Source organism: Pseudomonas sp. TE6283 (assembly GCF_054060555.1).
On sequence record NZ_JBSSDH010000005.1, the window covers coordinates 280,545 to 303,224 of the forward strand.

Sequence of the window (22,680 nt, forward strand, 5' to 3'; positions counted from 1 at the left end):
GCCATGGCCCGTCGTCGCAAGATCGAAGAGCACGAGAACCATGAGCGCTGGCTGGTCTCGTACGCCGACTTCATCACCCTGCTGTTCGCCTTCTTCGTGGTCATGTATTCGATCTCGTCGATCAACGAGGGCAAGTACAAGCAGATTTCCCAGGCGCTGATCGGGGTGTTCAATGACCCCGAGCGCAGCATGAAGCCGATCCCCATCGGTGACGAGCGACCATTGAGCGTCAAGCCCGCAGAGCCGTTGATCAAGGACAGCGAGCAGACCGATGCGGGCCTGGCGCAGACCAACGTCGACCCGCTCAAGACCATCACCGACGATGTCCGCGACGCCTTCGGCGACCTGATCAAGTCCAACCAGATGACCGTGCGCGGCAACGAACTGTGGGTGGAGATCGAGCTCAACTCCTCGCTGCTGTTCGCCAGCGCCGACGCCATGCCCAGCGATGTCGCCTTCGAGATCGTCGAGAAGGTGGCGAAGATCCTCAGGCCGTTCGCCAACCCGGTGCACGTCGAGGGCTTCACCGACAACCTGCCGATCCGCACCGCTCAGTACCCGACCAACTGGGAGCTGTCGTCGGCGCGGGCGGCGAGCATCGTCCGCTTGCTGGCGATGGAAGGGGTCAACCCGGCGCGCATGGCCTCGGTGGGTTACGGGGAGTACCAGCCGGTGGCCAGCAACGACACTGCCGACGGGCGTGCGCGCAACCGCCGGGTGGTGTTGGTGATCTCGCGTAACCTGGAGGTACGCCGCAGCCTGACCGGCAGTGGCAGTGCCAATGCCACCCCGGATGCGGCGATGCGCCGGGCTGGCACACAAAGTGCACCAGCCTCGCCAGCACCGTCGACCGGGGGCTGATTTCGTCAAATCCCCGTCACTGAATTTCACACCGTTCCCGGCAGGGCAGGCGGCCATACCGGGAGGAAGCAACGCACGATGAGAGTCTGGGCAGTAGCCAATCAAAAAGGTGGCGTCGGCAAGACCACCACCACCATCGCCCTGGCCGGCTTGCTGGCCGAGGCGGGCAAGCGCGTGGTCGTGGTCGACCTCGACCCGCACGGCTCGATGACCAGCTACTTCGGGCACAACCCCGATGCGCTCGAGCACAGCTGCTACGACCTGTTCCTGCACAAGGGCACGGTGCCCGAAGGCTTGCCGGGCCAGTTGCTGCTGCCGACCAGCGACGAGCGTATCTCGCTGCTGCCGTCGAGCACCGCGCTGGCGGTGCTCGAGCGCCAGTCGCCGGGGCAGAGTGGCCTGGGCCTGGTGATCGCCAAGAGTCTGGCGCAGCTGTGGCAGGATTTCGACTTCGCCCTGATCGACAGCCCGCCCTTGCTGGGCGTGCTGATGGTCAACGCCCTGGCCGCCAGCCAGCAGATGGTGATCCCGGTGCAGACCGAGTTCCTCGCGGTCAAGGGCCTGGAGCGCATGGTCAGCACGCTGGGCATGATCAACCGCTCGCGCAAGCAGGCGCTGCCCTACCAGATCGTGCCGACCCTGTTCGACCGCCGCACCCAGGCATCGCTGGGCACCTTGAAGGTGCTGCGCGACACCTATGGCGACCAGGTCTGGCAGGGCTACATTCCGGTGGACACGCGCCTGCGTGACGCCAGCCGCAACGGCGTCACGCCTTCGCAGTTCGACGGCAAGAGCCGTGGCGTGGTGGCCTACCGGGCGCTGCTCAAGCATCTGCTCACCTACCGTTCCGCATTGCAGGTGGCGTGATGAACCAGGCTCGGCAGATCACCACCAAGCCACAGATGGCCTTGCAGTCCTACCTCGACGGGCTGCTGCAGGAGGCCACCGAGTCGTTCGAGCTGCCGGCGGAGCTGGAGGCGCCTGTCGAGCAGGCCCCCGGCGATGACTTCGAAGCAGCGGTTCGCGAGGAACAGGCTCAAGACGCCCAGCGCCAGGTAATCCCGAGCCCACCTGCTGCGCGGCCCTTTGCCGAGCCGCAGGCCAAGGTCCTGCCGACCGTGCTGCCGCCTGCCGCGCCGGTGGTGGAGCCGGTGGTCGCCGTGGTCGAGACCGAGGTGGTGGCCGATGCCAGCATCCCGGTCCTGAGCGAGACCCAGGCCATCGAACCCGTGGCGCCGCTGGTGGAGCTGAATGTGCCGGCGGCACCCGCCGCGCCGACGCCGCCGGCCAGTGTCGATGGTCGCCCGGATTGGGCCGCCGAGCCGTTCGAATGCCTGCTGTTCGATGTCGCCGGGTTGACCCTGGCGGTACCGTTGGTGTGCCTGGGCTCGATCTACACCCTGGCCGGCCAGGAGTTGACGCCGTTGTTCGGCCAGCCTGACTGGTTCCTCGGCATCCTCACCTGCCAGGCGGGCAACCTCAAGGTGCTCGACACGGCCCGCTGGGTGATGCCGGACCGCTACCGCGACGATTTCCGCCAGGGCCTGCAATACGTGATTTCGGTGCAGGGCTACGAGTGGGGGTTGGCCGTGCACCAGGTCAGCCGCTCGCTGCGCCTGGACCCGAACGAGATCAAGTGGCGCAGCCAGCGCGGTCAACGCCCGTGGCTGGCCGGCACGGTGATCGAACACATGTGCGCGCTGCTCGACGTCGCCGAACTGGCCGAGCTGATCGCCAGTGGCGCGGTCAAGCAGATGAACACCAAACACAACTGAATCAACGCCGCTACTGCCGCGGCAATACAGAGCACACCGCCGATGGCGGATTTTGAGGGCTAGGGGAATGAAAAAGTCGTCTGCACAAGGTTCCGAAGATCCGATCCTGCAGTGGGTAACCTTCCGTCTGGACAACGAGTCCTACGGTATCAACGTCATGCAGGTGCAGGAAGTCCTGCGCTACACCGAGATCGCCCCGGTTCCGGGCGCCCCCAGCTATGTGCTGGGCATCATCAACCTGCGCGGTAACGTGGTGACGGTGATCGACACCCGCCAGCGCTTTGGCCTGATGCCTACCGAAGTCACCGACAACACCCGCATCGTCATCATCGAGGCGGACAAGCAGGTGGTCGGGATCCTCGTCGACAGCGTCGCCGAAGTGGTCTACCTGCGTCAGTCGGAGATCGAGACCGCGCCAAACGTCGGCAACGAAGAATCGGCCAAGTTCATCCAGGGCGTCTGCAACAAGAACGGCGAGCTGCTGATCCTGGTCGAGCTGGACAAGATGATGACCGAGGAAGAGTGGTCCGAGCTGGAGAACATCTGAGTTGATCTTCGAGGTTGCTGTCATCTTCCTGGCGCTGCTCTGGGCGCTGAGCCTGTGGTTCTTCCTCAACTACAGCAAGCGCCAGCGTGAGCTGGCCGCCCAGCAGGCCCAGGGCGATGCGCTGCGTGACCAGCGCATCAAGGACCTGGCCAAGCGCCTGGACGACTACCAGAACGGCACCGTGCGCATGGGCGAGGCGATCCATGAGCTGCGCGCGGTGGTGGCGCCGTTGCCCGAGAAGTTGCAGCAACTCGAGCAACGCGACCCCAACAGCGTCACCTTCGCCCAAGCCGCCAAGCTGGTGGGCATGGGCGCGAGCGTCGAGGAGCTGACCCAGACCTGCGGATTGACCCAGGCCGAGGCGCAGTTGATGAGCAAGCTGCACCGCGGCGAGTGAAGGCGTGGCAAGGCGACCGAATGGTCGCCTTTTTCATCTGGCTGTATCGATTTTCGCGTTGGCTCAGGTGCGCGCCCACGAATGAAAACCACCCACGCGGGCAATGCGGTTGAGCGGCAGTTGATCGTAAATCGCTTGTGCCAGGGCTTCTACATCGATGAACTGTCCAGCATTGATCTGCGGCATGCTGAGCAGATTGACGGCATGGCGCAGGTTACGAAGGGCTGGCCACTGGCGGTCGATGATGTCCGTGATCAAGGCAGGGCCGGTGAGCCTGCTGAGGCGCCCGGCGTAGCGATAGAATCCCTCTGGATCGTCCGCAAGGCTTGGCTTGGCGTCATAGAAGTCTCTTCCTGCCAGAAAACGCACGCGCATCTCCTCGGAAATGGCCGCCAGCGTCGGATTACCCGCGTGGCTGCCGATCAGGCTGGTGTTGAACAGGCAGTTCATGCGCAGCTTTTCGTTGCGCATGGGCGGTGGGATCAGCAGTCCATCCTGGGTGGTGCGCAGATCCACCGTATCGATCGCCGCGCCGCTGCCATCGGCATGGGCGGCCAGCAAGGTGTCGTCCATGTCCATGTAGATGCCGCCCTCGTGGGCCAGCATCGGGTAGCGCAGCACATCCGAGGCTGAAGCGTAATTGCGGGCGACGCCGCCGTTGCCCTCCAGCGCCGCCTGGTACTGTTCGAACGACGTGCTTTGCCGAAACGCCTGGAAAAACGCCTGCTCCTCCATTGGCAGGACGCTGAGGCCGGGGGCCGCAGCCGCCAGTAACCGCACGTTCTCTTCATAGACTGCAGGCAGCGCGTTGGTGAGGTACAGGCGTATCTGGTACGCGCTACCTTGAAGGCGTTGTGCATTCAGGGAGAGGTTTTCCAGCAGGCGGGCATCGATGACTTGATCGCCTACCCACAGGCAAGTGATTTTCTTGGGTATGGGCAGCAAGCCCTCCGCGGGTACCTGCGACAGTTCGAAGGGCAGGTTCAGGTCGATGCCCATCGCCCGCAAGCTGCTTTCGCGCATGGCGTTGCTGACCTGTCGCGTACCGAGCTCCACGGGAGCGAGGTCTCGCTGGCCGGTTCGGGCAATGTAGTACGTAGGGTCGACTTCATTGAGGTCTCCGTCGAATAGAAAAGCGTCACGCTCCACGTCATACACCACATCGGCGTTGTAGCCGCCAACCGAGGCGGTGAGCATGTCGTGGGCGCCGTCGTAGCGCGGCACCCGTACGATCGCGCCGGCCACCGCAGGATCGCCGTCGGGCAGCGGAGCGATGGCGTCGGGGTCGTGGAAGAATTCCGCCACGTCGATGTCAGGCAGGTGGGGCGGAGAAACCGGGCTCAGCGGGTAGCCCAACTGGTCGTTGATGCGGCTCGGTATCACGAAGTTATCGCTTTTGATGCGAAACAGTACTTTCGCCTTGGCCGCCCCTTCCACGATCAGCGGGGCTGCGTTGAGCAGGCCGTAGGTTGCATTCGATGCGCCTTCGGCCTTCTCCTCGGCGTTCTTGCCACAGATCACCTGGTCGAGCCCGAGGCCGAATTGCGCCGCGCCTGCCAGCGCGAACAGCGGCGCGAGCTCCGGCAAGACGAACATCAACGGTGCGAGCATATTGATGGCCGAGACCAGATAGCCACGCCATCTGGCCTTGAGCACGTCGCTTTTGCTGGTGATGAGAAAGTCCGCATCGGCCAGACTGCGTTGTTGCTGACGTCGGGCCAAGGCCAGGAACAGATCGCCTCTGAGTGCGGGGTTGTACTTGGTAGGGCGGTAGTTGACATAGACCTGCGCAGGCCATGCCCCATTGGTGGTGAATCCGGGACGGTTGGGCGACAGGCGATGAATCGCCGGGTACATGCCCATGCCTTCCAGGGCGGTGTCCAGGCCGCTGAAGTCCAGCCCGTCCGGGGTGTCGGAGAGCGCAAAGTGACGGCGTAGCGCCTCACGGGTGTCGGTATTGCGACATTGCCCGCCGACCCAGGCTTTGAGCGCCTTGCGGTCGGTGAAGTCGTGCAGTGGCGATGAGTTGCCGGGAATGTACAGCAGCACAGGACCGTCGCTGGATTCGCTGATCAGTACCAGGTCGGTGGACGCATAGCCATAGATGTTCATCGCACGCGCTTGATACCCCGGCGAGCGCTTGGCGATGCCTGCTGCCTGCCATGCCAGGCGACGACCAGTGTCGCTCAGGCTTCCCTCGCTCACCTGCTTGTTGCAAGCCGCGATGAAGCTGATTTTCGCCGCCAGGCGATAGTGCTCCAGACCCTCTTTCCAATAGCGCTCCAGCGTGGCCTTGTAGTGCTTGCGAAAATCCAGGTGCCACACGAACGACTGGAAGTCCTGCGCCGAAACCGACAGGTGCGTGGTGGCGTCATAGCGTTGCGGCGTGGTGCGCATGAACAGGCCATTGAAAACGGCATCTTCGGCGCGGGGTTGCCAGGGGCTGCGGGAGTCGAGCCTGTCGACCACGCGGATACCCGAGGCTGGTAGCTGGCCGGCCCAGGGGCCGCCGAGCAGGTCGCCGATGATGTCGTTGGCCGATTCGCCTTGCCAGTCACCCAGCACTGCCTGGGCCAGGGTCAGCTCTGCGGCGACGATACCGACCCAGCCGTAGGCACCATCCGAGCGATAGTGCAAGGTGGCCGCCAGGGTGTTGTCGGGGTCGAGGTCCATGCCCCGCTCCTTGCCCCACTTGCGGATGGCTTCGGCGGCCTCCTGGTCCGGTCGTGGAAAGCTTGCCAGGTGATCACTGAGGTATCGCCTGGCTTTCGCATGGTTGGGTTGTCGGTTCATGGACATGCACTCTTGACTGAGGTGGAAAGCTCAAAAGTGTCATGCCGGTGGACGGGATCGGTGGTACATACGTCAGCCGCGGGCCAAGTGGGGCAGGGCGCGCCGCCTGGCCCACGGCCTCAGGTCTGGTACCAGCTGTGCGCCTGGCCTATGCCGGCGATCAGGTCGAGTGGCAGGTATTGTTCGTACAGTAGTTTCAACTGCCGGATGCCGAGATGGCGAGAGCTATCGATGATTGGGGAAACCATCAGGTTGCAGGCCTCACGCAGTTGCTTGAGCCAGGGCAGTGTCCGGTCGATCACGTCATTGAGCACGCCAGGACCGGTCAACTGGTTCAACTGCCGGGCATAGTCGAGGAAAGCCACGGGGTTGGACTGATAGTCGGGGCGCTGGTCGTAGAAGGTCCTGGCCCGGGTGAAGCGCTGGAAGATTTCCTCGGAGATGGTGTCCAGCGTTGGGTTGCCCGGATGGCTGCCGATCAGGCTGGTGTTGTACTGGATGTACATACCCAACTGGTCGTTGGAGACCGGCGGGCTGAGCAGCAGTCCGTCGTGCGTGGTTTCCAGCGGCAACGACAGCACGGGCGCGGGCAGCGCAGCTTCGGTTGCCGGGTGCAGCATGTCGTCGGCGTCGATGTACAGGCCGCCAAGGCGCTTGAGGGCGCGATAGCGCAAGATGTCGCTGGCTGAGCTGAAGTTCGTCGCGACGCCGCCGTTGCCCTCGATGGCGGCGTTGAACTGGCTGAAGTAGGGGCTGCCGAGAAATTCCAGATAGAAGGATTGGTCTTCCAGGGGCAGGACGCTGAGCCCAGGGGCATGTGCCGAGAGCAGCGCCGCGCTTTGCGCGAAGGCGGCGCAAGAGCGGTTCGAAAGGAATAACCGGTATTGCACGCCGCTTCCTCGCAGGACCTTGGCATTGTGTGCGATGGCGGCGAGGTAAGGTTGCCCGATCACCTGGTCGCCGACCCACAGGCTGAACAGGTGTCGCGGGATGGCGGTGCGCTTGAGCGTATCGAACGATGTGAAGTCCAGGGGGAATTGGATGCGGATGCCCAGTGCCTGGAGGGTGCGCGTGCGGTCGGCATCGGTTGCTTGCCGGGAAGACGCTTTGAGCCTGACCAGGCCTGGCCCGCCGTCGTCCGGGACGACATAGCGGCGTGGCTCGCGCAGGCGGCCTTCACCTTGCCTGATGAAACTGTCGCTGGCGAGCTCATACTCCACCTGCGACTGTATCAGCTCTCCATCTTCATGAATCAACGCGTAGAAACGATGCTGCACGTTGCTGTCCACCCGCGTCAGCAGGTATTGCAAGGCATGGCCAGGGACAGGCTTGAGTGTTTGGTCTTCCCGAAAGGCCAATTCGAACCCATCGACCTCGTTCGGCGCCACCATCGGCCTTCCTTCCCGTGCTTCGAGCAGAGTGCGGGCAGAAATGAAGCCGGGACGTCGGAAGGCGAAGACCTTCGGTACGCCGGGCAGCATCGAGTGAATGACGGGCAAGGCATTGAGCACGCCGAATACCTGGTCTTGGACACCCTGGACCTTGGCCTGCAGGGTTTTGCCGTCGATCACCTGCTCCAGCCCCATGGCGAACTCCAGCAGCCCGCCCACTGCCAGCAATGGCGCCAGCCCCGGGACGACGATGGCGATGGGGGCCAACAAGTTGAGGCTGCAGCGCACGTAATCGCGCAGACGAGCTTCCTCGACCTGAGCGTTGCAAGTGATTTGGTTGTCGGCGTCCTGATAGGAGCGGGTTCTCAGATGCTCGAGCAGGGTCGCGAACAAGTCGCCGTGAATGACAGGACTGTAGTGGTCGGCCCGGTAGTTGATCATGTCGTCCGGGTGCCAGATGCCACTGGTGGCGAAGCCACTGTGATCGACCGAGAAACGATGGGCCTTTGGGTATCGTGCCAGCCCGCTGAGAGCGGTCTCCAGTCCGCTGTAGTCCAGGCCATCTGGCCAGTCAGCCGGGTTGAAGGCGTTCTGCAGGGCCTGACGTTGGGCGGGCAGACGGCATTGGCTGGCGAACCAGCTCTTCATCGCCGAGGCACTGGCGAACTCGTGCAGCGGCGCCGAGTTGCCGGGAATGTAGAGGACGGTCAGACCGCTGCGCTTGTCGCTCAGACAGACAATGTTGCTGGAGACATAGCCATATACATTCAACATGCGCCGTTGAATGTGCTCTTTTTCGCCCGGCAGCAGTCCCGCAGCCTGCCAGATCAATCGCTGCGCGGGCTGCGACAGACTTCCAGCGATCACCTGTCGGTTGCAGGCGGTGATCATGGCGATCTTCAGGGCGCGCTGATACAGGGCCTGGTTGCTGATCCAGTAGTCATCCAGGCGATGCTGGAACTGTTCGTGGAAACGCTGGCCCCAGACGAACGCCTGGAAGTCTTCGGCCCTGACGGGCAGCAGCGTGTCGGGTGCCAGGCGTATCGGCGCGGTGCGCTTGTACAGACCGTTGAATACCAGGTAGCCGCTGCTGTTTTCGAACAGGCCGGGCGCCTGCAGCCGATCGACGAGTGTGACGGGCCCCGAGGGGGCCAACCCAGCCCAGTTGCCGACATGCAGGCTGGCGTAGCCGCTGGCTGTCTCACCCTGCCAGTTGCTCAGCATGGCTTGCACCAGCCCGAGGCGACGGGTGATCACGGCCTGTTCGTGGTAGTACTGGCGGCCTTCACCCAGTGGCTCGAACTGATAGTGCAGGGTCACGACGTCGATGTCGTCCGGGGCGAGGGCGATGGTCTGTGTTTTCAGCCAGTCGGACAGGGCCTGCCGGGCAACAGGGAGGGGATGGGGGAAGTCGTTCAATGCTTCGCGCGCGAGCGTGAGGCCTGGTGAGGGAAATTCGATCATGTGTTCGACCCTTGAGTGCGTTGAGGACACAAGGGTCAGGCACGGTGGCGAGGTCGGGGCACTAGTTATTGCTTTGGCAGGTGCAAGCGTTCAGGCGTGACATCCCGCTCCTCGGGCGGCGCATCCTGGAAGCCTGGCGGCACGCGGCCGCGCAGTTGCCAGGCGAAGGCGATGATCTCGGCGATGGTCAGGTACAGTGCCTCGGGGATCTGCTCGCCCAGCTCCAGGCGCGCCAGCAGGCGCACCAGCTCGGGATTCTCGTAGATGGGCACCTCATGCTCGCGAGCGATGGCGAGAATGGCCTCGGCCAGCTCATCGTCGCCCTTGGCACTCAGGGTCGGGGCCTGCTGGCCGTCGTAGCTCAGGGCGATCGCCTGGCGGGGTGGCTTGTGTTTCATGCGGTCTCGTCTACCCAGCGTTGTTCCAGGCGTGTGCGTGGCCCCTGCGGGGGGAGGCCGGGGTGGCATTCCAGGTCGCCGACGTCCAGGCCTCGTGCCAGCAGGCGATCGCGCAGTGTGCCCAGCTGGCTGTCGATCAGGCGCGCGGTGGCTTCCTGCTGCGCCCAGAGCTGGCCGGAAAGCTTGCCTTGCAGCAACTGCGCCTGTACCTGCAGAGGGCCAAGGGGTGAGAGATCGAAGGCCAGTTCGATGCGCCACAGCGCTTCCAGTGGATCGTGCTGCTCGCGCTCGCGGTCGGCCTGCTGGTTCGGTGTCTCCTCGCGCTGCAACTTGACCTGCAGCGGCACGAACTCCTGACCATGGCGCACGGGAATTTCTGTCTGCCAGGTGGTCTGCTGGTTGCCGTTCTCCAAGGTGCCGCTCTGTTGCAGGCTGGACAGCGAATGGCTCTGCAGACGGGAGATGGCGGCGGCGGCCAGGCGCAGCAATTGCTGGAGGTCGCCTTCACTTTCCAGCTTCTGCAGAAGACGCGAGGGGAGGGGGAAGACGCTGGACAGCGGCCGTGGGCTGACTTGGCCGAGCGTCCCGAGGGCGCTGCGGGCCAGGCCTGGCAAGGCCTGGGCGAGGGTGCTGGTGGCCAGCGCGCTGGTCAGTGGCGGATGGCCCGGCACGCTGGGCAGGGCCTGGGCCACCAGCCTGACAAGCTGTGCCTTCAGGTCGGGGGCGATGCCGCCGGCCAACCCGCCCAGCAGCTTGGCTTCGAAGAACGTGCCGCTGTTGTTCAGGGCCTGGGCCAGGCCCTTCGCATCCCCCAGTTGCCGCGCGTCCGGCAGGCTGGCGAGCAGGCGCTCGGCGCTGGCGCGAAGTTCGGGGTCCGCATCGGGGCTGCTGGCGATCCGTTGCAGGCTGTCGAGCACACCCGATAGCGAGGCCTGGAGGTTCTGCTGGGTCGACAGGTGCTGGGTGACGGCCAGCTGGTCCTGGCGGCCGCTCAGGGGCACGAAACGCAGCGCCTGTTCGCCCTGCACCAGCGCGCTGAGCAGGCTGCCCACGGGGAGCCTGCGCGGGCTGTCGATGGCCAGGGTGGCACCGGCCTGGCTGCCGTTGAGCAGGCTCACCAGCGAGCGGAAGGTGACGGGCACGCCGGGGCTCTGCGGCAGTGCCTGGCTGGTCAGGACCTTGGCCTGCAGCAGGGTGCCGACCGGCATTTCCCGGGTGTCCAGCTGGGTCAGAGTGGCGATGTTGCCGGCAGTGGCCTGTTGCACCATCACCGCCAAACGGCTGCTATCCGTCTGGCTGACCAGGACCTGGCTGCCGGGTGGCAGGGGTTGACTGGCGGTGGTCAGCACTTGCGTCTGGTTGCCATTGGCCTGGGTCAGCCGAAGCAGCATCTGGAACTCCTGGCCGATCTGGCGCAGGGTCACGACCTCGGCTTCGGCGGTTTCTCCAGGCGGCAGCAGGCCAGGCTGGGCCTGCAGCAGGCGCAACAACTCGCCGGTCATGGCCGCCCGGGTCGCCTGGGGGCTTACCGCAGTTTGTGTGCTGAGACTATTGATTTCAGTCATGATTGTATACAACCTGTCGAACCCGCCCTCTTGGCAGCGCGCTGGCGCGTGCAATAATGCTGCTCGCTCGCCATTGCCAGTATAACGGCAGGGGTTGGAGCGACTTGAGACGCAGGCTGCAATCGGTGCCGGCACCGGTGACAGACCTCATACTGCATAAGGCGATACTGTGATCCTTCACCTTCAAGCCGTGGGCCTGGCCTGCGAGCGCGACTGGCGGCTGCTGTTCGAGCACCTGCACTTCGAGCTGCACCCTGGCGACATGCTGCAGATCGCCGGCCCCAACGGCAGCGGCAAGACCAGCCTGCTGCGCCTGCTGGCCGGGCTCATGCAACCCACCGCCGGGCAGATCCTGCTTGGCGGCCAGCCATTGGCCGAACAGCGTCATGCCCTGGCCAGCATCCTGTTATGGATCGGCCACGCCGCCGGGATCAAGGACCTGCTCACTGCCGAAGAGAACCTCGCCTGGCTCTGCGCCCTGCACCGGCCAGCCGAGCGCGAGGCGATCTGGCGGGCGCTGGAGGCCGTGGGCCTGCGCGGTTTCGAGGACGTGCCCTGTCACACCCTGTCAGCCGGCCAGCAGCGTCGGGTCGCCCTGGCCCGGCTGTACCTGGACAGCCCGCCGCTGTGGATCCTCGACGAACCGTTCACCGCCCTCGACAAGCAGGGCGTGGCCCAGCTGGAGGCCCATCTCGCGGCCCACTGTGAGCAGGGCGGCACCGTGGTGCTGACCACCCACCACACGCTCGAACGCAAGCCATCCGGCTACCGCGAACTGAACCTGGGGCAATGGGCGGCATGAGCGTATTCCTTCTGTTGTTGCGCCGCGAGGCGCGCCTGTTGTTCCGCCGCCCGGCGGAGCTGGCCAATCCGCTGGTGTTCTTCGCCATCGTCGTCGCCTTGTTTCCACTGGCGGTCGGTCCGGAGACGCAATTGTTGCAAACCTTGTCGCCTGGACTGGTCTGGGTAGCGGCCCTGCTGGCGGTGCTGCTGTCGCTCGACGGGTTGTTCCGCAGCGATTTCGAGGACGGTTCGCTCGAGCAGTGGGTGCTTTCGCCGCATCCGCTGGCCCTGCTGGTGCTGGCCAAGGTGCTGGCGCACTGGATCTTTTCCGGGCTGGCGCTGGTATTGTTGGCGCCACTGCTGGCACTGATGCTGGGCCTGCCGAGTGCCTGCCTGCCGGTGCTGCTCGCCTCCCTGCTGCTGGGCACGCCGGTGCTGAGCCTGCTGGGTGCGGTGGGCGCGGCGCTGACGGTCGGTCTCAAACGCGGTGGGCTGCTGCTGGCGTTGCTGATTCTGCCGTTGTATATCCCTGTGTTGATCCTGGGCAGTGGTGCGTTGCAGGCGGCGTTGCAGAATATGCCTGCCACCGGTCACCTGCTCTGGCTCGCCAGCCTGACGGCCCTGGCGGTGACACTGGCACCCTTTGCGATCGCGGCCGGCCTGAAGATCAGCGTCGGCGAATAACGAGTCCCGGGCACCGCAGCCCGGCCAATACCCTGGATGTACCCTGATGAAAATGAGTTGGACGTGGTTCCACAAGTTGGGCTCCCCCAAATGGTTCTATGCCATCAGCGGCCGCATGCTGCCGTGGCTGAGCGTTTGCGCTGTCGTGCTGCTGCTGGTCGGCATCACCTGGGGCCTGGCCTTCGCCCCCCAGGACTACCAGCAGGGCAACAGTTTCCGCATCATCTATATCCATGTGCCGACGGCCATGCTGGCGCAGTCGTGCTACGTCATGCTTGCGGTGGCGGGCGTGGTGGGGCTGGTGTGGAAGATGAAACTGGCCGATGTCGCGCTGCAGTGCGCGGCGCCCATCGGCGCCTGGATGACCGCGGTAGCTTTGGTTACCGGGGCGATCTGGGGCAAGCCCACCTGGGGCAGTTGGTGGGTCTGGGACGCGCGCCTGACCTCCATGCTCATCCTGCTGTTCCTGTACTTCGGCATCATCGCCCTGGGCCAGGCCATCAGCAATCGCGACAGCGCGGCCAAGGCCTGCGCGGTGCTGGCCATCGTCGGCGTGGTCAATATCCCGATCATCAAGTACTCGGTGGAGTGGTGGAACACCCTGCACCAGGGCGCTACCTTCACCCTCACCGAAAAGCCGGCCATGCCGGTGGAGATGTGGCTGCCGCTGCTGCTCACCGCACTGGGCTTCTACTGCTTCTTCGGCGCCGTGCTGCTGCTGCGCATGCGCCTGGAAGTGCTCAAGCGCGAGGCCCGCGCCAGTTGGGTCAAGGATGAGGTGCTGGGGCAGCTCGGACGGGAGGCGGCACGATGAGCTTCGCGTCCTTCAGTGATTTTCTCGCCATGGGCCACCATGGCCTGTACGTCTGGTCGGCCTACGGCATCTGCCTGGCGGTGCTGGCGCTGAATGTCGCCGCGCCCCTGCTGGCCCGTCGCCGCTACCTGCAAGAAGAGGCGCGTCGTCTGCGCCGGGAGAGCAAACCGTGAATCCGCAGCGCAAGAAACGCCTGTTCATCATCCTCGGCCTGCTGGCCGGTGTCGGCGTCGCCGTGGGCTTCGCCCTGAGCGCGCTGCAGCAGAACATCAACCTGTTCTACACCCCGACGCAGATCGCCAACGGCGAGGCGCCGCTGGACACCCGCATCCGCGCCGGCGGCATGGTCGAGAAAGGCTCGGTGCAGCGCTCGGCCGATTCGCTCGATGTGCGCTTCGTGGTCACCGACTACACCAAGTCGGTGCCGATCACCTACCGCGGCATCCTCCCCGACCTGTTCCGCGAAGGGCAGGGCATCGTTGCCCTCGGCAAGCTCAACGCCGACGGCGTGGTGGTGGCTGACGAGGTGCTGGCCAAGCACGATGAAAAATACATGCCGCCGGAAGTCACCAAGGCCCTGAAGGAAAGCGGCCAGGCTGCCAGCGACGCGGGAGCCAAGCCATGAATGCAGCCCTGGTGATCCCCGAACTCGGCCAGTTGGCGATGATCCTGGCGATCTGCTTCGCCGCCGTGCAGGCCACTGTACCGCTGCTTGGCGCCTGGCGCGGCGACCGCCTGTGGATGGGCCTGGCGCGGCCTGCGGCCTGGGGACAGTTCGCCTTCCTGGCGTTTGCCTTTGCCTGCCTCACCCACGCCTTCATGACCGACAACTTCTCGGTCGCCTACGTCGCCAGCAACTCCAACAGCGCCTTGCCCTGGTACTACAAGTTCAGCGCCGTGTGGGGGGCCCATGAAGGCTCGCTGCTGCTGTGGGCGCTGATCCTCGGCGGCTGGACCTTCGCCGTGTCGATCTTCTCGCGCCAGTTGCCGCAGGTGATGCTGGCGCGGGTGCTGGCGGTGATGGGCATGATCAGCGTGGGGTTCCTGAGCTTCCTGATCATCACCTCCAACCCGTTCTCGCGCCTGCTGCCGCAGGTGCCGGGCGACGGCCGCGACCTGAACCCGCTGTTGCAGGACTTCGGCCTGATTGTCCACCCGCCGATGCTGTACATGGGCTACGTGGGCTTCTCGGTGGCCTTCGCCTTCGCCATCGCCGCTTTGTTGGGTGGTCGTCTCGATGCCGCCTGGGCGCGCTGGTCGCGGCCCTGGACCATCGTCGCCTGGGCCTTCCTCGGCGTGGGCATCACCCTCGGCTCGTGGTGGGCCTACTACGAGCTGGGCTGGGGGGGCTGGTGGTTCTGGGATCCGGTCGAGAACGCCTCGTTCATGCCCTGGCTGGTGGGCACGGCGCTGATCCACTCGTTGGCGGTCACCGAAAAGCGCGGGGTTTTCAAGAGCTGGACCGTGCTACTGGCCATCGCCGCGTTCTCCCTGAGCCTGCTGGGGACCTTCCTGGTGCGCTCCGGCGTGCTGACCTCGGTGCACGCGTTCGCCGCCGACCCGTCGCGCGGCATCTTCATCCTGATCTTCCTGCTGTTCGTGGTCGGTGGCTCGCTGACCCTGTTCGCCCTGCGTGCGCCAGTGGTCAAGAGCCAGGTGGGCTTTGCCCTGTGGTCCCGTGAAACCCTGCTGCTGGCCAACAACCTGGTGCTGGTGGTGGCGGCCTCGATGATCCTGCTGGGCACCCTGTACCCGCTGGTGCTCGACGCCCTCACCGGGGCCAAGCTGTCGGTCGGCCCGCCTTACTTCGACGCCCTGTTCCTGCCGCTGATGGCGCTGCTGATGGTGGTGCTCGGCGTGGGTGTGGTGGTGCGCTGGAAGGACACCCCGGGCAAATGGCTGGCCGGCATGCTGACCCCGGTGCTGGTCGGCAGCGCGGTGCTGGCGCCGGTCGCCGGGCTGATCGTCGACGACTTCGACTGGCCGGCCCTGAGCGTGTTCGCCCTGGCCGCCTGGGTGGTCCTGAGCGGCGCGCGCGACATCCTCGACAAGACCCGTCACAAAGGCCTGGCCAAGGGCTTGGCAGGCCTGAACCGCAGCTACTGGGGCATGCACCTGGCGCACCTGGGCCTGGTGGTGTGCGCCCTTGGCGTGGTGCTGTCGAGCAACAACAGCGCCGAACGCGACCTGCGCATGGCGCCGGGCGAGACCGTCGAGCTGGGTGGCTATCACTTCCTGTTCGAGGGCGCCAAGCACTTCGAAGGCCCGAACTTCATTTCCGACAAGGGCACCGTGCGCGTCTCGCGCGATGGCCGCGAAGTATCCGTGCTGCACCCGGAAAAACGCCTGTACACCGTGCAGCAGTCGATGATGACCGAGGCCGGCATCGACGCCGGCTTCACCCGCGACCTGTATGTCGCCCTGGGCGAGCCGTTGGAAAACGGCGCCTGGGCGGTGCGGGTGCATATCAAACCTTATGTCCGCTGGATCTGGCTGGGCGGTCTGATGACCGGCCTGGGCGGCTTGCTGGCGGCCCTCGACCGACGCTACCGCGTCAAGGTCAAGACCCGGGTGCGTGAGGCCCTGGGCGTGTCTGGAGCGACTGCATGAAGCGTTGGATCATGGTGGTGCCGCTGGCGGTGTTCCTGCTGGTGGCGGTCTTTCTCTACAAGGGTTTGTTCTTGAAACCCGATGAACTGCCTTCGGCGATGATCGGCAAGCCGTTCCCGGCGTTCTCGCTGGCGAGCGTGCAGGGCGATCGCAGCCTCACCCAGGCCGATCTGATCGGTCGCCCGGCGCTGGTCAACGTGTGGGGTACCTGGTGCCCGTCGTGCAAGGTCGAGCACCCGTACCTGAACCAGTTGGCCGAGCAGGGCGTGGTGATTCACGGCGTCAACTACAAGGACGACAACGTCGCCGCGCTGAAATGGCTGGCCGAGTTCCACAACCCGTACCAGCTGAACATCGCCGACCAGCAAGGCTCGCTGGGCCTGGACCTGGGGGTGTACGGCGCGCCGGAAACCTTCCTGATCGATGCCAAGGGCATCATCCGCTACAAGCACGTGGGCGTGGTCGATGCCACGGTGTGGCGCGAACAGCTGGCGCCGCTGTACCAGGGGCTGGTTGACGAGGCCCGGCCATGAGGCGCTGGCTGGCGGCCGCCGTGCTCGGCCTGAGCCTGGTCGGGGTGGCCAAGGCGGCCATCGACACCTACCAGTTCCGCGATGACGCCGAGCGCGAGCGCTATCAGCAACTGACCAAGGAACTGCGCTGCCCCAAGTGCCAGAACCAGGACATCGCCGACTCCAACGCGCCCATCGCCGCCGACCTGCGCCGCGAGATCTTCCGCATGCTGGGCGAGGGCAAGGACAACCAGCAGATCGTCGATTTCATGGTCGATCGCTATGGTGACTTCGTGCGTTACAAGCCGGCGCTCAGCGGGCGCACCTGGCTGCTCTGGTTCGGCCCGGGGATCCTCCTGGCCGCAGGCTTCGTGGTGCTGGCGCTGATCGTGCGCCGTCGCCGTGGCCAGGCCGTGGCCGGCAACACCGAACTGTCCGCCGACGAACGCGAGCGTCTGGCCAAACTGCTGGATAAAGAACGTACCCATGACTGAATTCTGGCTTAGCGCGGGCCTGCTGCTGCTCGCCGCCCTGGCTTTCCTGCTGCTGCCGATCCTGCGCGGTCGCCGCCGCCAGCAGGCCGAGCAGGACCGTACCGCCCTCAACGTGGCGCTCTATGAGGAGCGCGTCGCCGAACTGGCTGCCCAACAGGCGGCCGGCGTTCTTGACGAACAACAACTGGCCAATGGCCGTGACGAGGCCGCCCGTGAGCTGCTGGCCGATACCGAGCGTGGCGACGTGATCCGCCAGGGCCACCTGGGCAAGGCCGTGCCGTTGCTGGCGGCGGTGCTGGTGCCGGCCATGGCCCTGGGGCTGTACCTGCACTTCGGCGCCGCGGACAAGGTCGAACTGACCCAGGAGTTCGCCCGCGCGCCGCAGTCGATGGCGGAAATGACCACGCGCCTGGAGCGTGCGGTGCAGGCCCAGCCCGACTCTGCCGAAGGGTTGTACTTCCTTGGCCGGGCCTACATGGCCGAACAGCGCCCAGCCGATGCGGCCAAGGCCTTCGAGCGCGCCGTGGCCCTGGCCGGGCGTCAGCCCGAGCTGCTCGGACAATGGGCGCAGTCGCTGTACTTCGCCGCCGATAAACAGTGGTCGGCGCAACTGCAGGCGCTCACCGATGAAGCGCTCAAGGCCGACCCGCAGGAGGTCACCAGCCTCGGCCTGCGTGGTATCGCCGCCTTCGAGGGCGAGCGCTACCAGGAGGCCATCGACTTCTGGCAACGCCTACTGGCGCAGTTGCCGCCGGGCGACGCGTCACGCGAGGCGCTGCAGGGGGGCATTGACCGCGCCGCCGACAAGCTCAAGGCCGGTGGCGGCAAGGTGGCCGAGACGGCGCGCCTGAAGGTACGGGTGGAGCTGGCAGCGGCGCTCAAGGACAAGGTGCGCCCCGACGACACCGTGTTCATCTTCGCCCGCGCCAGCAATGGCCCGCCCATGCCGCTGGCGGCCAAGCGGGTGACCGTGGCGCAGCTGCCGATCGAGGTGGAACTGTCCGATGCCGACGCGATGATGCCGCAGATGAAACTGTCGGACTTCGCCGAAGTCCAACTGGTTGCCCGCGTCTCGCGCGCCGGGCAGCCCACCCACGGTGAATGGAAGGGCCAGAGCGCCCCGCTGGCCACCGGCACCCAGGGCACCCAGCATGTGACCATCGACAGTCCCGACTCATAAGAGAGCAGCCCCATGAACAGCACCGTCCGCCTGACCCTGATTTCCCTGGCCCTGGGTCTTTCCGCGTGTACGGTGCATCAGCCCGGGGAGCGTGAACCGCTGCCGCCGATCGAGACCACGCCGCCGCACAAGGGGCCGGTGGTCAAGCCCTTGCCGGGTGGCCAGCCCGGGACGCAACCGAGCAAGCCGTCGGCGATACCCAAGCCGATGCCACGCACTTCCGCCAGCTTCGCGCCGCCGCCGGGGGGCGCCAGCCACTGGGACCCGAAGCTGGGGGTCTATGTGCTGGAGAAGCAGCCCAACACCTTCTACCGCCAGCGCACCTATTACCGCTGGAACAATGGCTGGAGCTGGTCGCTGAGTCCCAACGGACCGTGGCAGGACACTGACAGCAGTGGCGTGCCGGGCGGGTTGGGCAGGGCGTTCGGGCAGTAATCAACGTTGACCTGATCGCAGGGCAAGCAACTGGCATAATCCCCCTTCGCATTCAACAGGAGGGTGGCATGAGCAAGACAGTCCTGGTGCTGGTGGAAACCGTCGATGACTACCTGCCGCTATTGGAACGGGCCGGCTACCGCCTGATCCGCGCACCATCGCCGCAAATGCGCGCCGACGCCATTATCCGTCACGCCGGCGAGATCGACGCCGTGCTCACCCGGGGCCCGCTGGGCCTTACGGCCAATGAAATTGCCACACTGACCCAGTTGCAGATCATCTGTGTGATCGGTGCCGGCTATGAGCAGGTCGATCTCGAGGCCGCTGCGGCGCGCGGCATAACGGTCACCAATGGTGCGGGCGCCAACGCCGGGCCCGTCGCCGACCACGCCATGGCGCTGCTGCTGGCGCTGTTGCGCGATATCCCCCGTGCCGATGCCAGTACCCGACGTGGCGAATGGAACCGGGTGATCAGCCCCTCGGTCAGTGGCAAGCGCCTGGGCATCATCGGCCTGGGCGCGGTCGGCCAGGCCATCGCCCGCCGCGCGAGCCAGGGCTTTGACATGCACGTCAGCTACCATAGCCGCACGCCTCGTCGGGGCCAGCCCTACACCTGGTACGACAGTCCGTTGCACCTGGCCGATGCCGTGGACATTCTGGTGGTCGCGACGCCCGGTGGCAGTGGCACCCGGCATCTGGTCGATGGCTCGGTACTGGAGGCCCTGGGCGCCGAGGGGTACCTGGTCAACATCGCCCGGGCCAGCGTGGTGGATACCACGGCGTTGGTCACGGCGCTGGAGCGGGGCGTGATCGCAGGGGCCGCGCTGGATGTGTTCGATGACGAGCCTGCGGTGCCCGATGCGCTCAAGGCGCTGGGCAATACGGTGCTGACCCCGCATGTGGCGGGGCAGTCGCCGGAAGCGGCGCGCGATACCGTGGCCCTGGTACTGCGTAACCTGCAGGCATTCTTTGCCGGCGAGCCGGTGTTGACGCCGGTTCGCGGTTGAATCCTTTCTGAAGTCCGCCCGGCGCGGTGCCGGGCCTGAGGAGTCTGTACATGCAACTTGAGATTTTCCAGGTCGACGCGTTTTCATCCGAGCCGTTCGGCGGCAATCCCGCAGCGGTGATTCCATTGCAGCAATGGCTGCCCGACGAGGTGCTGCAGCGCATTGCTGAAGAGAACAATCTGTCCGAGACGGCGTACTTCGTGCGTAACGGTGAAACGTTCGACCTGCGCTGGTTCACGCCGGCGGTGGAGGTCGACCTGTGTGGGCATGCGACGTTGGCGGCGGCATGGGTGTTGTTCGAGCAGTTGGGCGAGCAGGCCGAGGTGTTGCGGTTCAATACCCGTAGTGGGGAGTTGCGGGTTCGGCGTGATGCCGATGGCCTGCTGGCGATGGATTTCCCCGCCAAGCAGCCGGAGGCCGTGGAGATTCCGGCGGGGTTGTTGGAGGCGCTTGGGTTGAGTGAGGCTCGGGCGTTGTACCGGACCGACGATTATGTGCTGGTGATTGACGATGTCTCGCTGATCGAGGGGCTCAAGCCGGATTTCGTGGCGTTGTCGGCGTTTGATGTACGCGGGATTGCGGTGACGGCGGCGGGGCGGGGGTTTGATTTCGTCACGCGGTGGTTTGGGCCTCGGGTGGGGGTCAATGAAGACCCGGTGACCGGGTCGGCGCATACCTCCTTGGCACCCTACTGGGCGCAGCGGTTGGGCAAGAGCAGCTTGCGCTGTGAGCAGGGTGGGGGGCGCAAGGGGCAGTTGCAGTGTGATTTGCCGGGGAATGGGCGGGTGATTATAAGAGGGCGGGGGGCGCTTTATTTGCGGGGGGTGATTTTTGTTTGAGTTGCGGGATTGATTGTGGTTTCAAGCGTTGTGCGCGCATTCATTTATGGAGGGTGTGATTCGCCAATCGGCCTCCCGTTTTTCCCGCGAATTGGCCATTTTACGCTCACAAACCTGGGCTTAACCTGCAGGTAGATATCCCTCAGGAGAAGCCCCATGCGATTCATCCATCTAGCCGTTGTGCTGTTGACGTCAAGCCTGCTCGCACTACTGTCACCTGCCTGGGCCCACGGCGAGAAACCCGATCAGGTCAGGATTCTTCAGGAACAGCTCCCGACCAATGCCCCAGGCAGGAGAGCTGTAATGCTCATGGTCAGCTATGGCCCCGGCCAGGCGTCGCCCGCCCACCAGCATCCGGGAGCGGTCATGGCCTATGTATTGGAAGGGGCGGTGACCTCCAGACTCAACGACGAGCCGGAGAAAACCTACAAGGCTGGCGAGTTCTGGTACGAGGCGCCGGGCACCGTGCACAGCGTGTCGCGCAATGCCAGCAAGCGCGCGCCGGCCAAGCTGCTGGTCTGGAGCCTGGTAGAGGACGGCAAGCCGGTGACCGAGCCCCTGCCCAAGCCCTGAAACGCAGGCAATAAAAAACCTCCAGTGCTTGCGCATCTGGAGGTTTTCAGTATTTGGCTCCGCGACCTGGACTCGAACCAGGGACCCAATGATTAACAGTCATTTGCTCTACCGACTGAGCTATCGCGGAATCTGCGCGTATCTTACCGATTGCCCGGGGGAAGTCAAGCTTCCCCCAAGACAATCAAGCAGTTACAGCACTTCGACGATGGCCTTGGTGACCACGTGAATGTTGCTCTGGTTCAGCGCGGCGACGGCGATGCGGCCGGTGTCCAGGGCGTAGATGCCGAACTCGTTCTTCAGTCGCGCCACTTGCTCCACGGTCAGGCCCGAGTAGGAGAACATGCCGCACTGGCGACCGACAAAGCTGAAGTCGCGCTTGGCGCCGTATTCGGCCAGCAGCTCGACCATCTGCTTGCGCATGCCGTGGATGCGCTCGCGCATCTCGGCCAGCTCGGTTTCCCACATCTGGCGCAGCTCGGGGCTGTTGAGCACGGCGGCGACGATGCTGGCGCCGTGGGTCGGCGGGTTGGAGTAGGTGGTGCGGATCACACGCTTTACCTGCGACAGCACGCGGGTGCTCTCGTCTTTCGAGGCAGTGACGATCGACAGCGCGCCGACGCGTTCGCCATACAGCGAGAACGACTTGGAGAACGAGCTGGATACGAAGAACTCCAGGCCCGATTCGGCGAACAGGCGCACGGCGAAGGCGTCTTCGTCGATGCCGGCACCGAAGCCCTGGTAGGCCATGTCCAGGAACGGGATGTGGCCCTTGGCCTTGACCACTTCCAGGACATTCTTCCAGTCGTCCAGCGACAGGTCGACACCGGTTGGGTTGTGGCAGCAGGCGTGCAGGACGATGACCGAGCCGGCTGGCAGTTTGTGCAGGTCCTCGAGCATGCCGGCGCGGTTGACGTCGTGGCTGGCGGCATCGTAGTAACGGTAGGTCTGTACCGGGAAGCCGGCGCTCTCGAACAGGGCGCGGTGGTTTTCCCAGCTCGGGTCGCTGATGGCCACCACGGCGCCCGGCTGCAGGCGTTTGAGGAAGTCGGCGCCGATCTTCAGCGCGCCGGTGCCGCCCACGGCCTGCACGGTGACCACGCGGCCGGCGGCCAGCAGCGGCGACTCGGCGCCGAAGATCAGCTTCTGCACGGCCTGGTCGTACTGGGCGATGCCGTCGATCGGCAGGTAGCCGCGGGAAGCGTGCTGGGCGGCACGGGCGGTCTCGGCCTCGATCACCGCGCGCAGCAGCGGGATGCGGCCTTCCTCATTGCAGTAGACGCCCACGCCCAGGTTCACCTTGTCGGTGCGTGGGTCGGCGTTGAATGCTTCGTTGAGGCCCAGGATAGGGTCGCGGGGTGCCAGCTCGACAGCGGAAAACAGGCTCATTGTTACCTTGGCTCTGATAGGAGAGTGATAGGGGTCGCCACGCTCCAGCCGAAGGCACTGAAGCGGTGCGCAAACGGGGAGTCAGTATAGTGATACCGACCGGTCACTGCGACAGTCTGGCGCAGCTTTTCCGGCTGTTTGCGCAAATATTTTTCGACCATTGGTCGAA

Annotated in this window: 23 protein-coding genes and 1 tRNA gene; 18 read left to right on the top strand and 6 right to left on the bottom strand. The window is 65.1% G+C overall.

The window, feature by feature from the left end:
* Nucleotides 1-3: 3 nt before the first annotated feature.
* The 5 genes from motD to ACVWZ5_RS10225 all read left to right on the top strand — a co-directional run bounded on the left by motD (nucleotide 4) and on the right by ACVWZ5_RS10225 (nucleotide 3,580).
* Nucleotides 4-861, top strand: a complete 858-nt coding sequence (gene motD / locus ACVWZ5_RS10205) for a flagellar motor protein MotD (protein WP_096048355.1) — start codon at nucleotides 4-6, stop codon at nucleotides 859-861.
* A gap of 78 nt (nucleotides 862-939) precedes the next feature.
* Nucleotides 940-1,728 carry a ParA family protein gene (locus ACVWZ5_RS10210; RefSeq protein WP_457340590.1) on the top strand — a complete coding sequence of 263 codons (789 nt, stop codon included), beginning with the start codon at nucleotides 940-942 and terminating at the stop codon, nucleotides 1,726-1,728.
* Nucleotides 1,728-2,636, top strand: coding sequence for a CheW domain-containing protein (locus ACVWZ5_RS10215; RefSeq protein WP_457340591.1), 909 nt, complete (start codon nucleotides 1,728-1,730; stop codon nucleotides 2,634-2,636). The genes ACVWZ5_RS10210 and ACVWZ5_RS10215 overlap by 1 nt, the downstream gene beginning before the upstream one ends.
* 67 nt (nucleotides 2,637-2,703) lie before the next feature.
* Complete coding sequence (locus ACVWZ5_RS10220; protein ID WP_003254393.1) at nucleotides 2,704-3,183, top strand: chemotaxis protein CheW; 480 nt, start codon at nucleotides 2,704-2,706, stop codon at nucleotides 3,181-3,183.
* Nucleotide 3,184: 1 nt separating this feature from the next.
* Entirely contained in the window at nucleotides 3,185-3,580 is a 396-nt protein-coding gene (locus tag ACVWZ5_RS10225) for a DUF2802 domain-containing protein (RefSeq protein ID WP_023630608.1), read from the top strand.
* Between the two features lie 63 nt (nucleotides 3,581-3,643).
* On the opposite strand, the gene ACVWZ5_RS10230 is transcribed toward ACVWZ5_RS10225, so the two are convergent.
* The 4 genes from ACVWZ5_RS10230 to fliK all read right to left on the bottom strand — a co-directional run bounded on the left by ACVWZ5_RS10230 (nucleotide 3,644) and on the right by fliK (nucleotide 11,191).
* Nucleotides 3,644-6,373: a dermonecrotic toxin domain-containing protein gene (locus ACVWZ5_RS10230; RefSeq protein ID WP_336196494.1), complete on the bottom strand. Its 2,730-nt coding sequence runs from the start codon at nucleotides 6,371-6,373 to the stop codon at nucleotides 3,644-3,646.
* A gap of 119 nt (nucleotides 6,374-6,492) precedes the next feature.
* Nucleotides 6,493-9,228, bottom strand: a complete 2,736-nt coding sequence (locus ACVWZ5_RS10235) for a dermonecrotic toxin domain-containing protein (RefSeq protein WP_457340592.1) — start codon at nucleotides 9,226-9,228, stop codon at nucleotides 6,493-6,495.
* A 65-nt stretch (nucleotides 9,229-9,293) separates the two neighbouring features.
* On the bottom strand, nucleotides 9,294-9,626 hold the full coding sequence (locus ACVWZ5_RS10240) for an EscU/YscU/HrcU family type III secretion system export apparatus switch protein (protein ID WP_062573307.1): 333 nt from the start codon (nucleotides 9,624-9,626) through the stop codon (nucleotides 9,294-9,296).
* Nucleotides 9,623-11,191: a flagellar hook-length control protein FliK gene (gene fliK, locus ACVWZ5_RS10245; RefSeq protein ID WP_301143865.1), complete on the bottom strand. Its 1,569-nt coding sequence runs from the start codon at nucleotides 11,189-11,191 to the stop codon at nucleotides 9,623-9,625. Before fliK ends, ACVWZ5_RS10240 begins: the two co-directional genes overlap by 4 nt.
* A gap of 169 nt (nucleotides 11,192-11,360) precedes the next feature.
* Here fliK and ccmA point away from each other — a divergent pair, with 169 nt between their 5' ends.
* From ccmA to ACVWZ5_RS10310, 13 genes are all read left to right on the top strand, one after another.
* A complete protein-coding gene (gene ccmA, locus ACVWZ5_RS10250) occupies nucleotides 11,361-11,993 on the top strand; it encodes a cytochrome c biogenesis heme-transporting ATPase CcmA (RefSeq protein WP_062573309.1) in 633 nt (210 codons plus the stop codon).
* Entirely contained in the window at nucleotides 11,990-12,658 is a 669-nt protein-coding gene (gene ccmB, locus ACVWZ5_RS10255; RefSeq protein ID WP_028691018.1) for a heme exporter protein CcmB, read from the top strand. The genes ccmA and ccmB overlap by 4 nt, the downstream gene beginning before the upstream one ends.
* A 46-nt stretch (nucleotides 12,659-12,704) precedes the next feature.
* Nucleotides 12,705-13,472: a heme ABC transporter permease gene (locus ACVWZ5_RS10260; protein WP_062361715.1), complete on the top strand. Its 768-nt coding sequence runs from the start codon at nucleotides 12,705-12,707 to the stop codon at nucleotides 13,470-13,472.
* Nucleotides 13,469-13,645 carry a heme exporter protein CcmD gene (ccmD, locus tag ACVWZ5_RS10265; protein WP_011534872.1) on the top strand — a complete coding sequence of 59 codons (177 nt, stop codon included), beginning with the start codon at nucleotides 13,469-13,471 and terminating at the stop codon, nucleotides 13,643-13,645. The genes ACVWZ5_RS10260 and ccmD overlap by 4 nt, the downstream gene beginning before the upstream one ends.
* On the top strand, nucleotides 13,642-14,097 hold the full coding sequence (gene ccmE / locus ACVWZ5_RS10270; RefSeq protein WP_028691020.1) for a cytochrome c maturation protein CcmE: 456 nt from the start codon (nucleotides 13,642-13,644) through the stop codon (nucleotides 14,095-14,097). The genes ccmD and ccmE overlap by 4 nt, the downstream gene beginning before the upstream one ends.
* A gap of 11 nt (nucleotides 14,098-14,108) precedes the next feature.
* On the top strand, nucleotides 14,109-16,082 hold the full coding sequence (locus tag ACVWZ5_RS10275; protein WP_457340594.1) for a heme lyase CcmF/NrfE family subunit: 1,974 nt from the start codon (nucleotides 14,109-14,111) through the stop codon (nucleotides 16,080-16,082).
* On the top strand, nucleotides 16,079-16,615 hold the full coding sequence (locus ACVWZ5_RS10280; RefSeq protein WP_062573311.1) for a DsbE family thiol:disulfide interchange protein: 537 nt from the start codon (nucleotides 16,079-16,081) through the stop codon (nucleotides 16,613-16,615). The genes ACVWZ5_RS10275 and ACVWZ5_RS10280 overlap by 4 nt, the downstream gene beginning before the upstream one ends.
* Complete coding sequence (locus ACVWZ5_RS10285) at nucleotides 16,612-17,088, top strand: cytochrome c-type biogenesis protein (protein ID WP_062573312.1); 477 nt, start codon at nucleotides 16,612-16,614, stop codon at nucleotides 17,086-17,088. The genes ACVWZ5_RS10280 and ACVWZ5_RS10285 overlap by 4 nt, the downstream gene beginning before the upstream one ends.
* Nucleotides 17,081-18,268: a c-type cytochrome biogenesis protein CcmI gene (ccmI, locus tag ACVWZ5_RS10290; RefSeq protein ID WP_062573313.1), complete on the top strand. Its 1,188-nt coding sequence runs from the start codon at nucleotides 17,081-17,083 to the stop codon at nucleotides 18,266-18,268. The genes ACVWZ5_RS10285 and ccmI overlap by 8 nt, the downstream gene beginning before the upstream one ends.
* Nucleotides 18,269-18,280: 12 nt before the next feature.
* On the top strand, nucleotides 18,281-18,703 hold the full coding sequence (locus ACVWZ5_RS10295) for a hypothetical protein (RefSeq protein WP_062573314.1): 423 nt from the start codon (nucleotides 18,281-18,283) through the stop codon (nucleotides 18,701-18,703).
* 68 nt (nucleotides 18,704-18,771) lie between these two features.
* On the top strand, nucleotides 18,772-19,710 hold the full coding sequence (locus ACVWZ5_RS10300; RefSeq protein WP_084942626.1) for a 2-hydroxyacid dehydrogenase: 939 nt from the start codon (nucleotides 18,772-18,774) through the stop codon (nucleotides 19,708-19,710).
* 50 nt (nucleotides 19,711-19,760) lie between these two features.
* Nucleotides 19,761-20,549 carry a PhzF family phenazine biosynthesis protein gene (locus tag ACVWZ5_RS10305; RefSeq protein ID WP_062573316.1) on the top strand — a complete coding sequence of 263 codons (789 nt, stop codon included), beginning with the start codon at nucleotides 19,761-19,763 and terminating at the stop codon, nucleotides 20,547-20,549.
* A gap of 156 nt (nucleotides 20,550-20,705) precedes the next feature.
* Nucleotides 20,706-21,122, top strand: coding sequence for a cupin domain-containing protein (locus ACVWZ5_RS10310; RefSeq protein WP_062573317.1), 417 nt, complete (start codon nucleotides 20,706-20,708; stop codon nucleotides 21,120-21,122).
* 54 nt (nucleotides 21,123-21,176) lie between these two features.
* Here the strand turns inward: ACVWZ5_RS10310 and ACVWZ5_RS10315 are convergent.
* Together ACVWZ5_RS10315 and ACVWZ5_RS10320 are read right to left on the bottom strand one after the other, a co-directional pair.
* Nucleotides 21,177-21,252, bottom strand: a tRNA-Asn gene (locus ACVWZ5_RS10315).
* Between the two features lie 62 nt (nucleotides 21,253-21,314).
* Nucleotides 21,315-22,511 (bottom strand): amino acid aminotransferase, encoded by a 1,197-nt coding sequence (locus tag ACVWZ5_RS10320; RefSeq protein ID WP_062573318.1) that lies wholly within the window; start codon nucleotides 22,509-22,511, stop codon nucleotides 21,315-21,317.
* Between the last annotated feature and the right edge of the window lie 169 nt (nucleotides 22,512-22,680).